Source organism: Pseudoalteromonas xiamenensis, assembly GCF_030994125.1.
In the GTDB taxonomy this organism is placed as follows: domain Bacteria; phylum Pseudomonadota; class Gammaproteobacteria; order Enterobacterales; family Alteromonadaceae; genus Pseudoalteromonas; species Pseudoalteromonas xiamenensis_B.
The window spans coordinates 94,112-108,343 of the sequence record NZ_CP099918.1; the positions used below are offsets into that span (position 1 = coordinate 94,112).

10 protein-coding genes are annotated in these 14,232 nt (G+C 42.3%); 4 read left to right on the plus strand and 6 right to left on the minus strand.

What is annotated here, in order from left to right; all coding sequences use genetic code 11:
- Positions 1–13 precede the first annotated feature (13 nt).
- Positions 14–526, plus strand: a complete 513-nt coding sequence (locus NI389_RS17525; protein ID WP_308362687.1) for an MgtC/SapB family protein — start codon at positions 14–16, stop codon at positions 524–526.
- Positions 527–589: 63 nt separating this feature from the next.
- On the opposite strand, the gene NI389_RS17530 is transcribed toward NI389_RS17525, so the two are convergent.
- The 5 genes from NI389_RS17530 to NI389_RS17550 form a co-directional block, all read right to left on the minus strand.
- On the minus strand, positions 590–1,228 hold the full coding sequence (locus tag NI389_RS17530; protein WP_308362688.1) for a LysE family translocator: 639 nt from the start codon (positions 1,226–1,228) through the stop codon (positions 590–592).
- 371 nt (positions 1,229–1,599) lie between these two features.
- On the minus strand, positions 1,600–1,764 hold the full coding sequence (locus tag NI389_RS17535) for a hypothetical protein (RefSeq protein ID WP_308362689.1): 165 nt from the start codon (positions 1,762–1,764) through the stop codon (positions 1,600–1,602).
- Positions 1,765–1,976: 212 nt separating this feature from the next.
- Positions 1,977–3,152, minus strand: a complete 1,176-nt coding sequence (locus NI389_RS17540; protein ID WP_308362690.1) for a response regulator — start codon at positions 3,150–3,152, stop codon at positions 1,977–1,979.
- A gap of 41 nt (positions 3,153–3,193) precedes the next feature.
- Positions 3,194–7,981 (minus strand): PAS domain S-box protein, encoded by a 4,788-nt coding sequence (locus NI389_RS17545; RefSeq protein WP_308362691.1) that lies wholly within the window; start codon positions 7,979–7,981, stop codon positions 3,194–3,196.
- A 1-nt stretch (position 7,982) separates the two neighbouring features.
- Positions 7,983–9,182, minus strand: a complete 1,200-nt coding sequence (locus NI389_RS17550; protein ID WP_308362692.1) for an EAL domain-containing response regulator — start codon at positions 9,180–9,182, stop codon at positions 7,983–7,985.
- Positions 9,183–9,675: 493 nt separating this feature from the next.
- Here NI389_RS17550 and NI389_RS17555 point away from each other — a divergent pair, with 493 nt between their 5' ends.
- The 3 genes from NI389_RS17555 to NI389_RS17565 all read left to right on the plus strand — a co-directional run bounded on the left by NI389_RS17555 (position 9,676) and on the right by NI389_RS17565 (position 13,624).
- A complete protein-coding gene (locus NI389_RS17555; RefSeq protein WP_308362693.1) occupies positions 9,676–11,538 on the plus strand; it encodes a DUF885 domain-containing protein in 1,863 nt (620 codons plus the stop codon).
- A 199-nt stretch (positions 11,539–11,737) separates the two neighbouring features.
- Positions 11,738–13,237: a dipeptidase gene (locus tag NI389_RS17560; RefSeq protein ID WP_308362694.1), complete on the plus strand. Its 1,500-nt coding sequence runs from the start codon at positions 11,738–11,740 to the stop codon at positions 13,235–13,237.
- Positions 13,238–13,417: 180 nt separating this feature from the next.
- Positions 13,418–13,624, plus strand: coding sequence for a zinc ribbon domain-containing protein (locus NI389_RS17565; protein WP_308362696.1), 207 nt, complete (start codon positions 13,418–13,420; stop codon positions 13,622–13,624).
- Between the two features lie 22 nt (positions 13,625–13,646).
- Here the strand turns inward: NI389_RS17565 and NI389_RS17570 are convergent, their stop codons facing one another.
- Positions 13,647–14,096, minus strand: coding sequence for a flavodoxin family protein (locus NI389_RS17570; protein ID WP_308362697.1), 450 nt, complete (start codon positions 14,094–14,096; stop codon positions 13,647–13,649).
- Positions 14,097–14,232 lie beyond the last annotated feature (136 nt).

Here is a 14,232-nt window from a genome sequence, read left to right on the forward strand (position 1 = left end):
TTTGGTGGCAGTTATGGACCTATTATCACTTTTTACAATCTATCCTCTTTCTTGGTCTAGTATTTTTGCAGCAATTCTGTGTGGTTCCATTATTGGGCTTGAAAGACAGCTACGTGGTAAGCCGGTAGGTATTCGTACATCGTCTTTAATTGTGCTTGGAACTTATGTGTTTGTGGCGATGGCAACTGCCGTTACCAACGAAAATGTTGATGCGTCGAGGATCATTGGGCAAATCGTTACAGGGATTGGCTTTTTAGGTGCAGGTGTTATGCTTGCGCGTGATGGTATTGTGGTCGGTGTAACTTCTGCTGCCGCTATTTGGATGCTCGCTGCGATTGGGATTTGTATTCCTGTTGCTGGTGAATGGGTTGCTATCAAAATATCTGTTGTTGTGGTGGGTATTTTATACGGTGTAGACCTTTTAGAGGAAACCTTCACCTCGCTGACCCGAGGCGTTCATGCAAAATACAATGATTGGCTTAACAAAAAATCTAAACGTAAACAGGACGACCATTTTCTGAAATAAGTTGACCTTGATAAAACACGTACGGTCTTTGACTTAACCGAAAAAGACCGCTGTTGAAATGAGTTACTTAGTCGTCACTAAACGCGCAGCAAGTCCTACAAACACCAGCCCTAGTATACCATCTGTATGGTGTCCAAAGTTCAACTTTCCCTTAAAGTACCTCCCTGCGGCGCTAAACACAATCGAAAATGCCACGTTCATTACAAGTGCTATACCACTTAGCAAGAGTCCAAGAAAAAGCAACTGAGTGGTTATACTTGACGAGGTATGTGTGAACTGTGGCAGGAAAAAACTGAAGAACAACAGAGCTTTTGGGTTAAGTAAGTTAGTCATACAACCGCGATAAGCTAAACGACGGTAAGTCAACTGTTTCAATTGCGTAACTTGGTCATTGACATTACATTGTGTTTGTTTAAACCAAGCGCGAATGAGATTCACCCCAAGCCACAGCAAATAACATGCACCGATTACTTTAACCGCAAATGCGACAGTCGGCATCGTTTGCATGATCTCTCCCAAGCCAAAAGCCACGAGGCCTGATTGCAGTATACCTGCGCCAAAGATACCTAATGAAATCGCTATTCCAGACCTAAACCCTCTTGCTGTTGAATAACTCGAGATCAATAACAGGTCTGGACCTGGTGAAATTACAAGAAAAAATACGCTAACGAAGAACAGTGGGAGTATCGAAATGTCTATCATAACTAACCAATAAGAATGTGAAAAAGACCAGTGCAGCCCTTTGACTTGCGTTAATGCGGTGCTTGCGATAGCCAAATTATCACGTCAAACGCGAAATCGGTTTTCGCGTTCACCCGACGCGCTTGGATTAGATGGCTACAAGATAATATCCTGCCGCTATCCAGCCTGACCTCGCAATACGTACTGCATAGCTTATCAAGTCCTGAACCATCCACTTTGATACGGACAAGTGCGACGGTGATTAAGCTTTAGCTATCAAATTTCGCTCATGTTCTTGAATTTAAAACACGAGATTTTTGATTTTGAGCAGCCAGCAACGCTCGCCCAAGACGGTACATTACACCATTAGCGTCGGCCGATGAACTCGACGTTTAAATGTGTGGACCAAATATAAACCGCGGTTGCTCAACATAAAAATTGTACAACTCTTTACCCGCAGCAAAATCAGCCAAAACGTCCTTAAGAAAATCATCTGAGGTTTGAGCGATTGCTGTTTGACTTAAAACTACCCCAACGGAAACGATTGGAGGTTTCACGGCTAAGTTCTTGTATTGTAATTATTATGGCAATTACTTTGAACAGAAAGCGCACCGTCCAATCACGAGATAGGACCCATAATAATTACAATCCAATAGAAATGCTCGATCTTTCGCATTCTGTTTCGTTCATTCTTTTGTCTGTCCCTCAAAAAGCACTTGATATTAGCGCTAACGACAAAACATGAGTACTTTAGATTTCGTGATGTTCATTAAGCCGTTTTGATTATTTGTTTGCGTTTTTGCTGTACTGCTCTTTTGATTTTTCTTATCAACGTCTCAGCTTGCGTCGGCTTTAATATATAATCGGTTGCACCATAATCGATGCAGGTCTTGATCATTTCTTTATCTGACTCACTGGTAAGCATAATAACGGGAATATCTCGCAGCTGCTCATCACTTTGAAATGCCTGCAAAGTAGTAAAACCGTCCATGGTGGGCATATCAATATCGAGCAACACAATATCAGGCATCATCACCTTCGCTTTTAGCAATGCCTCTACGCCATTCATCGCGCTCTCGATGCGCATCCCCCTTGGCTCAATAATCGTCGTTACGATTTTTTGAATGAGTAACTGGTCATCCGCGAGCAATATCAGCGGCATCGAATGTTCAATTTTGGGTTTTGCTGTTTCAATCGCTTTAACAATTGTGTCGAGTGCTTTGCTGTTTTCATGGTTGAGACCACTCATGCTTTCCCTAATTTCTTCAACTGGAAATTGATCTGCCAAACAATCAAGTTCTCGACTAGATAAGGACTTCGTGGTGTTGTCATAAGCTCGTCGCCATTCGAGCAACGTTACATTTTCCAATAATTGCCCTATGGGCTTAGTCACTTTATTCAATCGTTCACTTTGTTCACTCTGGTGGTCAGTGAGCGAATCTTTGATCCCATCAAGCGTTGAATGAGTTGCAACAAGTTTTTCAGATAGATTTTTAACTTCTTTTTCTAAGTTTATTTTTAATAAATGACACTGTAGTAGTTCGACTGCTCTGTGGACTGTAAGCGATAAATGATTCAAATCATAAATTGGTTTCAGTGTTTCATACTGATAGAAAATATCATCGTTACACATATTGAGTGCTATTTCGCGGTGCTGCTTTTCACAAAATAACAGCGAAAGCTGTGGTATTGAATCTTGTTGGTCAAGTAATGGATGAGATACTAGGAAATCTCTGATTTTCCGCGCTTCTTCTGGATGATCAAAAACATACACGTAAAGAATAGCTTCGTGTTGTTCTTTGAGAATTTTAGCGAATTTACTTTGCTCTTTATTAATGTTTATGAAAAGTCGATTCCGATAACGGCTATTGAACACATCAGCGATTTGGTCGACCGTATTTTTCGCCTCATAAAGCACAATAATAGTAGGACAACAGTCAAACATACACTCCCCTTTCACGCTTTACCTCGTTATCTTATTCCTCTTCAATTTGGAATAATTTGCTCATTGATGAGTTTCTGCTTAATGTTAAACATCATTTGCTGGGTTTCTTCAAATCGTGCTTTCGCTACATCAAGGTTACGGTGATTTGATTCAATTTCTTTCAGCAACACACTCAATTTGATTGCGCCCGAAGATGCGGCTGAGCCTTTAGCCCCATGCGCTAAGCTTCTTACCTTATCTACATTTTGGAGCTTAAGTGCGTCTTCCAGCTTAACCATATCTTCTGAAACACTTTCCCAAAACATCGCAAGTACAGCACGAGTCATATCTACGTCATCTGTCCCGATGATATTCTTGAGATGGCCAAAGTCGATAAGTTCATCCTGAACAACGTCTTTGTTATCACTTTTTGCAGTACCCGCCGTAGGGCGTATTTGCTTACCTTTTAAACGCAACGCCAACACTTTTTGAAGAGTAGCCAGTTCCACAGGTTTTGTAATGTAATCATCCATACCTGCAGCTAAGCATCGCTCCGCTTCCCCAACGACCGCATTCGCAGTCACTGCAATAATCAAGGTCTTCTCGATCCCCTTTTCCACTTCAATTCTTCTTATCTCCTTGGTTAACTCTATACCGTCCATATGTGGCATATGACAATCAGTTAGAATGAGTGAATAGTGACCATTTTTCCACTTATCCAGCGCTTCTACACCATTTGACGTCATGTCATAGCGGTAGCCAAGCCGACTAAGTTGGCCTGACAAGACAAGTTGATTTGTTGGTTGATCTTCCGCGCAAAGTACCACGCCCTGATCTACTGGCGCAGACTCATGGCTGCTTAATCTTGTCTCATCTATTTCCTTTTTGAGTATATAATTCCAATCGAATTCAGGGCTTTCAAGACCACAAAGAATAGCGACACCGAGAAGCAACTCACTTGGGCGAAGTGGGTGAGTCGCTACAGAATATGACCTTGGATGGCAATACCCTTTTTGGCCAGCTGGATCAGCTTCAAATATTAAGTTTTTACAACGATGGACGTTTGCAAATGCAGACTCACCAACCGATAAAACAACCAGTTTTTCGTCGACGTCTGCTATTGAATGCACATCATGATTAATGTCACCGGCCCCAAACTGGACTAACAAATCGATGCAAATGTCTTTTACATCTTCGTTTACTATATCCAAAGCAAACCGATGATTCTGAAGGTTGTACTGCATTTTTTTCGCATTCGGCCCAAAGTGGTCTGATTGAATTGGCAATCTAAATGAAAAAGTACTGCCCTTTCCTAAGGTGCTAGAGGCCTTGATTTCTCCGCCCATGAGATTAATAAACGACTGGGAAATACTTAAACCTAAACCAGTTCCACCGTATTTTCGCGTAGTGGAACTGTCCGCTTGTGTGAACGGTTTAAAGAGCTTATCCATTTGCTCGTCGGTCATTCCGACACCGGTATCCGTAATTGACAATTGCCACGCTTTTTCTGCGGGTAAATACCGCGTAGCCACTTTAACCGACCCTTCACCATCCGGCCTGTGTGTAAATTTAATCGCATTACCTAATAGATTAAGTAGCACTTGTCTAATTCGAACAGCATCCGCTACCATAACCTCTGGCATATTAAAATCATGCTTAAAATACAACTCAACTTGTTTGTTTCGGGCATTCACCCAAAGTGCATCCATCGTTTTTTCAATAAGCGTAAGTACATTACATTCGGTCATTTCCAATTCCATTTGACCCGATTCTATCTTTGAAAAATCAAGAATATCGTTGATAACTTCAAGTAAGGAAAAAGACGAATCGCGAATGGTACTCACCATTCTCATTTGGTCTTTAGACAAATGGGTTTCTCTCAGCAAATCAATCATCCCTATCACCCCATTCATTGGAGTTCTGATTTCATGGCTCATCGTAGCTAGAAACCGTGACTTTGCTTCACTCGCTTGACGTGCCGCCGCGGATTCCTTTTCGAGCACGGCGTGTATAAGACGTTCATCGGTAATATCCAACGTTATTCCATGTACCATTTCCGGCATACCGTCTTCGTCATACACTAAACTTGCCGCTGACTTCACCCAGTGCACTCGATGTGTAAATTGATTAATGATACGGAATTCACAGTTATAGGACGTGCCTTGATCTATGGCTTTGTTTAACGTTGAACGCACCATCACTCTGTCTTCGTCATGGATCATGGCTTGCCAATCTTTATCACTCACCATCGTTGCAAGCTCAACACCATATAAACCGTACATGCCTTCATCCCACTTGATCTCACCACTTTCGATGTTATGAGACCAGTTACAAATACCACCAGCATCTGAGGCCAGCCGCATACCCATAAGTAAATCATCACGAACTGCTTTTGCGTGGCTGAGTTCTGCTTCAAACTCCTTTCGCTCCGAAATATCTTCAATAATTACAATAAAATACTTTGGTTCACCATCATCCTGCCTGACTAAAGAAATTGACAGAAAAGCCCAAAAATCAGTGCCATCTTTTCGATAAAATTGCTTGTCTATTGAATAGGACTTTCGGTTTTCTCGAACGAGCATATCAAATGGTGAATCTTCGCCGTCCTCTGACTGAACGGCCAAATCCTGATAGACCAACGTCAACATATCGGCATCAGAATAGCCAAACAGCTCTCCCATCATGTCATTAGACTCTAGGATATGACCTGATAAACCAACCCGCGCCATCCCAACAGCTGCTTGGGAGAATGCGGCTCGATACACAATTTCTTTTTCCTGTAACTCTTTACGAAGCGCAATTTCTCGCACTTTGATATTTTCTTGCTCGGTTATATCTTTTACAAATCCCACAAATGCGGTGCTATTGCCCAATTGAATTTCACCGACCGATATTTCGATTGGAAAAGTACGACCTGATTTATGTAAACCCACCACTTTTCTGGGCTTGCCAATTAAGCGTTTCGTACCGGTGGTCATGTATCTTTGAATATAACTGTCGTGAACATCTTCGTAGGAGGGTGGCATCAACCGCGAGATATTTTCACCAACTAACTCCTCTCGAGATTGTCCAAAAATCAGCTCAAGTGCTCGATTAACATCAAGCATCGTACCAAATTGATCAATCACTACGGTACCATCTAACGATGTATCGAATACACCGCGCAATCTTGATTCAGAATCTCTGGTCTCTTGAATGCGTACTTCAATTTCTTTTTCTAACTGACGCCGTATAGCTCGTTCTTGATGCTTTATTTCTGTCACATCGACTTGAACACCGATGTAGTGGGTTAACTGGCCGTTTTCTGAGAAAACAGGGTCGATGTGCAAATTGTTGTAAAAAAGTGTGCCGTCCTTTTTGAAATTTTTTAGCACCACAGAACAAGACAGCTTATTTATAATCGCATGCCTGAGCTGCAATATCTCAGGTTGATCCGACTCGTCCCCTTGCAAAAAGCGACAATTGCGCCCAACAACTTCTTCGGCTCGATACCCTGTGAGGAGCTCAAATGCTTTATTGACGTATGTAATCGGAAAATCTTTCTCACTCGCACTTGCGACGATAATGCCTGTTTCTGAACTTTCAATTGCACGGTTTTGAATGTCAATTTGAAACTGCTGCTCGTCATTCACTTTGCTTAGTTTATCTCGCTCAACCACCATCGCTTTGAGATTTTGCAGAGCCCCCACCATTGAACCAATTTCATCCTCAGATTTGTGTTCAGGAATAGCTATCGCGAGGTCTCCCGAGGCAAGTCCATTCACCGCCTTAGACAGACTAGTCAACGGTCCAGCAATTTTCCTTGAAAGGTAAAATGAAATCAGCGCTATAGCTACGAGCAGTAGCCCAGCCAAATAAGCTGACTCGCGCACAAGTTGGTTAGATGCAGCAAAGGCCTCGTCAGTTGGAATTCGAATAAGTACAGACCAACCCAGCCCGGGGAAATCATATGCGCCTTGTGAATGGGAAAAACCAGAAATTTGTTCCACTTTTTTACGAGTGTGCTCAGAAATAGATGAGCCTGTTAATCCAGATACCGCAAGACGCGCACTCTCCAACCCTTCATCAACTAAGTTAAGTACACCTACTACATCAAAATTCCGCTTATATTTAGCTGAATGTTGACCCGTAGGATCGTAATCGATAAGAATCTTTCCTTCATTGTCGATCAGCGTAATTTCCGTACTTTCCATTCCTCTGGAAGACAATAACGCATAGGTTTCGCCAACGATGGTTTCTACCATCGAGAAATCGACGATATTCACCCACATACCCCATGGCTCACCCCGTTCGTCAAGCAAGCGTACGCCAAAAATCATGTCAAAGTTGTCAGTATTTGATTCAAATAGCCCTTGAATTGGGCCATACACATAGGTGCTTTCAATTCGGTGAGGATTAAGTGTTTGACCTGCCAATATCCCGTTAAACCAAGGTGTTTTTTGGAAGTCGACTTTCGTCGCGTCAATATTTGGTAACGGTTTACCAAGCAAATTAGTGGAATTTATCGCAAGGACGTTTCCGTTCAAATCGACCACTGCGATACGCCGATATACTTTGTAATTATCGACAAAGGCATTGAGATTTCTGACAATTCGAGCGCTAACTTGTGGGTCACTGAAATTCGGTTTCGCCCGGCCACCGAGAGAGAGAGTAAAAGCCTGAGCATCGTGATACCGTTCAAATAAATTTCTGTCGATCAGCCGGACAAGTAACGATGCTTCACGTTGAATATTATTCGACGTAGTACTTTGTATCGCGTTCTTGGCTTGCCAAGAGAGAAACAGCTCCCCAAGCAGCAACAACGTGCCAAACACTAAAAATATAATCGGTAATTTTAGAGAGAATCGCATACTAAACTTCGCTAGACGCCCGTTGAGTTGGTTTCCACATCGCCAACAAAGCGTCCATTTCTACCGCTTTTGAATAGTAGAACCCTTGGCCAACATGACATCCTAACGATCTTAAATACATTTCTGTATTCAGACATTCGATCCCTTCCGCGACAACTTCCATGTTCAATGCGGTCGCCAGTTTAATGCTTTGCTCTACAATTGCAGCCGACTTAGGATTACTTAGGCAGTTGAAGACAAAGTGCTTATCTATTTTTAGTTCATGGAATGGCAATCGGTGAAGTTGCTCCATTGAAGAATAGCCGGTACCGAAATCATCGATGGATAACCGAAAACCCATCATACGAAGCCTCAACATTTGTGTAGAAAGTGCATTAGGATCATCATTTAACGCCGTTTCGGTTAGTTCACAAATAACTCGACAGGGAGTTAATCCGGCCATCTCAACCTGCTCCTTTAACCATGCAGGGAAATCGTCATCATTTAACACTTTGCCAGAAATGTTTAAGGCTATGGTCAATTCGTCCATAAAATGCCCAAAGCGCATAATCTGTTCAAAAGCATGGCAGATTATGGCGCGCGTAAATCGCATCATTAACCCTGCGTCTTGCTCAATCGTGGGTATAAAACTGTCAGGAAACACGAGCTGTCCGTTCACATTTTTGAAACGAGCTAGTACTTCTAATCCCTTTAGCTGGTGTGTCGATAGATCGATTTGAGGCTGAAAGTAGGCACAATGAAGATTATTGTCTAATAGACTCACGATTTGTTCTTTCGACATTTCATCAACAAATCGATTATGTTTCAGTTGAATATACTCACTGCCCCTTGCCAATAACTCTTTGAGCACGCCTATGCTAAGCGGTTTTTGCACGCACCCTAAAATCTCGAGTTTGTATTGACGAGCAAGCGTAGTGGTCGACTCCAATAACGCTTCGTCCTCACTGCTAATAAGAACGACTAGCCCTTTGAAATCGACCGCGGCTAAATATTTCAAGACCGAAAAGCCGTCTTCCACGGGCATATTCAAGTCTAAGAAAATGAGATCGAATGCATGTTTGTTCAAACACACCTTCGCTTCACTGCCATTTTCTGCTTGCGCTACGTCACTGTAACCAATGTTTCGAAGACACAGGCAAAGCGTGTGCCTTACCACCTGTTGGTCGTCAACGACCAAAATTGAGTTTATCGCATTTTGCACGGCGCACCTCAGACAACAGCTCCAATCCTGTTGCACTAAACGTAATGCGCGCGACATTGCAAACAATGGTACAAATGCGCTCAACAACCCCCCATCGCATTACTTGGTTATATTTTGAGCTAAAGGCTACTACACATAGGTTTAGTTTTGGGCATGCGTTTGGTCAAGGTACAACTTAATCGATTTTTTGTGGTATTTTCTTGAAGTTTTTAGAATTAAATTTCTAAGTCTATAAATTTCATTTCGTTTTCAGAGACGACGGCGAAGAACACACACAAAGTAAATTTTTCATACTTAACTTAAAGTTCCCATTTTGTATATGTTAATAACAATCAATCTCACACAAAAATAATAATTTAGTATTATTTTCAATCTAAGGGAATTTTCATGGCTATATAAACAAAAAAACTGAGCGCATTCACTGTATATTGCATTCAAAAAATGCTATTGGTATTGCTTCGCTCGCACTAAAAAAGACTCTCGGAGTAAATAAATGAAACGCTATAGCCTCGTCGCACTCGCTGTTGTCGCAACACTTGCTGGATGTACTCCACAACAACCGAATCAAAATCAAGAAAAAAAAGTTGAGCAAGTAACACAAGACCAGACTTTGTCTGTTGACCACGTCGTCGAGCAATACACCAAAACCTTTATTCAACACGAACCAGCTTTGGCAACTTCGCTCAAATTAGATCCCGCTCAGTATGGTGAGTATGCCAATCGACTGCCTGATTATTCCGTCGCAGGTATGCAAGCGCTGCAAAACGACATGAACCGTTCTGCGGAACAATTAAGTAATCTGCTAACTCAAGACCTAACTCCTGATCAACGTATGCACGTAAGCGTCAATGAGGTCATTGCACGCTACTACGCCGGAGATGCAAAGTTCCCTGGCGGTTATATTGACACTTGGGGTGGTCATTTACCTTATATAGTAAATCAGCTTGCTGGCCCACTTGTTGACATCCCTACCGTGTTGAAAGATCAACATGAAATTTCTTCTGTTAAAGATGCCGAAGATTATTTAACGCGTCTTGATGGTTTTGCACTCTTAATCGAACAAGTCAGACAAAAAGTTGCTGATGATGCAAAACACGGCATTGTGTTACCAAAGGTGTTGTTTGGTAACACACTCGGCTATTTAAACAATTTTAAAGCGCCGTCTTCCCAAGAGCATCCACTTGTTACCTCTTTTGCGAGTCGTTTAGAGGGTGTTGAAGGTGTTAGCCCTGAAGATCGTGCTACGTTTGTTAGCCAAGCCGCGAAACTGGTACAGGATAAGATATACCCTGCGTTTGAAAAGGTGATTGCTGATATGCAAGTGCTTGAAACAAAAGCACCTGAAGATGTCGGAATTTGGGCACAACCAAATGGCGCAGAGTTTTATCAGCATGAAATTACGTACTTAGCTGATTCCACGATGACAGCGGAAGAAATCCATCAAATTGGTTTAGACGAGGTTACACGAATCAACAAACGAATGGATGAAATTCTTAAAGCCAACGGTTTAACAGAAGGCTCTGTCAGTGAGCGCATGCAAAAACTGAACTACGACCCTCGTTTCATCTATGAAGACTCTGATGAAGGACGAGAGAAACTACTTACGTTCTTGCGTGGCGAAATCGAAACCGTAAACAAAAAGGCTCCTAACTTTTTCTCAACATTACCGACTCAACAGGTTGAAGTTCGTCGTATTCCTAAAGCCGTAGAGGCTGGTGCTCCAGGAGGCTACTACAACGGCCCTTCACTTGATGGTTCACGTCCAGGCGTTTTTGCTATCAACTTAAAAGACATGAATGCGGTACCAAGCTTTACTCTAAAGACGCTTACGTATCATGAAGCAGTGCCTGGTCATCACTTCCAAATTGCACTAAACATGCTTCAAACGGAAATCGGCCTCATGCGCCAAAATGCGTCGTTTAACGCGTTCATTGAAGGTTGGGCTCTCTACTCAGAATTAGTCGCATACGAGATGGGTATGTATGAAAACGACCCATTTGGCGATCTTGGTCGTCTGCAAGCTGAGGCTTATCGTGCAGCACGCCTTGTTGTTGACACAGGTCTTCACTTTAAAAAATGGACTCGCCAGCAAGCTATTGATTATTTTGCGGAAGCAACGGGTTCTGCGATGAGCGATGTTACCGCAGCAATTGACCGTTATATTGCATGGCCAGGACAAGCGCTTGGTTATAAACTTGGGATGTTGAAATTCTTAGAACTAAGAGCGAAAGCACAGAGTGCTCTAGGCGATAAATTTGATATCAAAGCGTTCCATGATTTAATTTTGTTGAAAGGTGCAAGACCGATGTCAATCGTTGAAGACGATGTAAATCAATGGATTGCAGCAACAAAGTAACAATTATTACGCAACGATAACGACCTACAAAAAGTGGGTCGTTTGATATTACTTTAAGTCAGGAATTCTCCTGACTTTTCTTATTTATGTGCAAAAGTAAATGGGTGCAGTTCAAATAATCATCATCATTTACAGATCTGGTTTATAGACAATGTGGGTGCACACCTGCACATTCACCATTTGGGTATAGGGATTAAAGATGAAAAAATTAACAACTCTGTCTGCTATCATGGCTGGTTTATTCTGTACAAGTTCGTTTGCCAACCTATCAAAGCAAAGTACGACGGTCGCCGAATATGCAGTTAAGCAATACCAATCAACACAAATCCATACCCTTGCGAACTTAGTCTCTTTCCCAACGGTAAATAAAGAAGGCGTAGATACAACGCAAAACCCTGATTTTATTGGCTTTAAATCGCTCGTAAAACTTAAAGCGGCTGAGCTTGGATTTCAGTATGAAGATCATGGACATGTCTTACTCATCAGTTATGGCAACCAAGCTGACAAAGTAACCGTTGTGACACACGGAGATGTGCAACCAGCCGATGCCAGCAAATGGAAAAACAGTCCTTTTTACCTCGATGAAACCTCTGAACCGGGTAAACTAATCGCACGAGGTTCCGAGGATGATAAAGGGGCAATTGCAACAGCTCTTTACGCTATGAAAGCGATTAAAGACAAAGGTGTTGTACTAAATAACAAACTGGAATTAATGATCTATCTAGCTGAAGAGTCCGATTGGGATCCTATAAAAGCGTTTTTGAAAACCTACGATCAACCTAAGTTTGCCGTCACTATTGATGCAAGTTATCCCGTTGTGGTGGCAGAAAAAGGTTGGAGTTTAATTGAGCCCACGTTTGCCGGCGAAACTCAAACGAAAGGACTCTCTGTTTCGCAACTAAAAGGCGGTTCATTTAAAAGTCAGATCCCTGAAGACGCAAGTGTCATATTACATAATGCGGACGCTGATTTACTCCAGCAACTGAAACAAAAAGCAAACCACTTTGATAAGGTTAAAATTAAATTTGAACCAGTAGATTCGGGCACGTTAATTAGTGTAAAGGGGGTTTCCGCTCATTCTTCTGAACCGGAGAATGGCATAAATGCGATTGCTCATTTAGGTGCCTTATTCCAAGGTGTTGACCTTGGTTTGAATAGCGATGGACAAGCGCTTAAATTTATTGCGGATTTACTCGGCACTGATATTCATGGTGAACAGTTTGGCGATATCGCCTACTCCCATGACTTTATGGGTCCTATGACTGTGGCCCCTACACTCCTCGCAGCCAAAGAGAATGGTATCACGCTGTCGATTAATCTTCGTCGTCCAGCAGGAAAAACCGCAGAACGCCTTGATACGGAGATTCACACCGCGATAGACGCTTGGCAAAGCCGTTATCAGGTTGAACTTGCTCACCTTGAAGTCGAATTGGGTGACCCAATGCTGTTAGATGGCGCTCCGCACGCAGAAAAGCTATTGGATATATTTAAGCACTACACCAAAGACCAAAGTGCAGGATTTGTCTCGATTGGCGGTGGTACAAATGCCAAGTTGTTTACCAATGCCGTTAGTTTTGGCCCGTCAATGCCCAACGCCAAATATACTGGGCATTCGGAGCATGAGTTTATAACGGTTAAACAGCTAGAACTTAACTTACGCATGTACACCGCGATGATGATTGAATTAGGTAACATGTAATCAACGACTTTGTTGCCAGTTCTTTGCTGGCAACAAGCATACTTTCTTACAATTTCCAGATTGGGCTACGATTCGTATTGCATTAAGGTATTGAACGTCGCATCACAGTGAGGTCATTCTAGCCACCATGGGGCAAGACCTACCCGTGTACAACCTTTTACAATACTCATGAGGCTTACTATGTCGTCGAAATGGCAATGCCCGAAGTGCCAATGCAAAGAATATGAAGTCGATACAATCACAACAACCGGTAGCGGCTGGTCAAAAATCTTTGACATGCAAAACCGAAAATTTACTGCTGTTACCTGTGCTCAATGCACGTATACCGAGTTTTATAAAGGCAGCACATCAAAGCTTGGTAATCTTTTTGATTTTTTTACTCAGTAAATTGCCGCATTGTAGCGCAAACTCATTGACCGCAATTTACGTGTTCAACGCTGTGCAGGTGTAGCCCCAAATATTCCATCGTCAAACGAATGCTATCGACAAAGCAATCTGGCGCATGTGAACCACTAGAGGTGGATAAAATAGAGAATGCTTTACCTCGCCATGTTCTTAAGATTGGGCGTAATGTTTCATCATCCATGAACTCAGTGACACGCTCAAAGAAACATTTTAATGCTGCGGTCATACTGTACCAGTAAACCGGTGAAGCAATCACAATGTGGTCAAAGGCAATGAGCTTTGTTAATAGTTGGCGAAAATCATCATCGCAATGAGAATGGGTATAGCTATATCTGCCAATAGCGAATTGATCTAGATAGACTAACTCCGCGTTCAATCGTTGTGCGATTTGGTTTGCGGCCATGGCGGTATTTCCATTCTCTCGGGCGCTTGAGAAAAGTACGACTGTTTTCATGTTGACTCCTTTGTGTAAAATCGACGTACACTGTAAAACCTTAACTTAAGTTTAGGTCAATCGAAAATGTGTGTTTCTGCGTCTATTTTTAAACAAAACAACGCATACGCCGGCACAAAAGCACTCAACCCTCTTG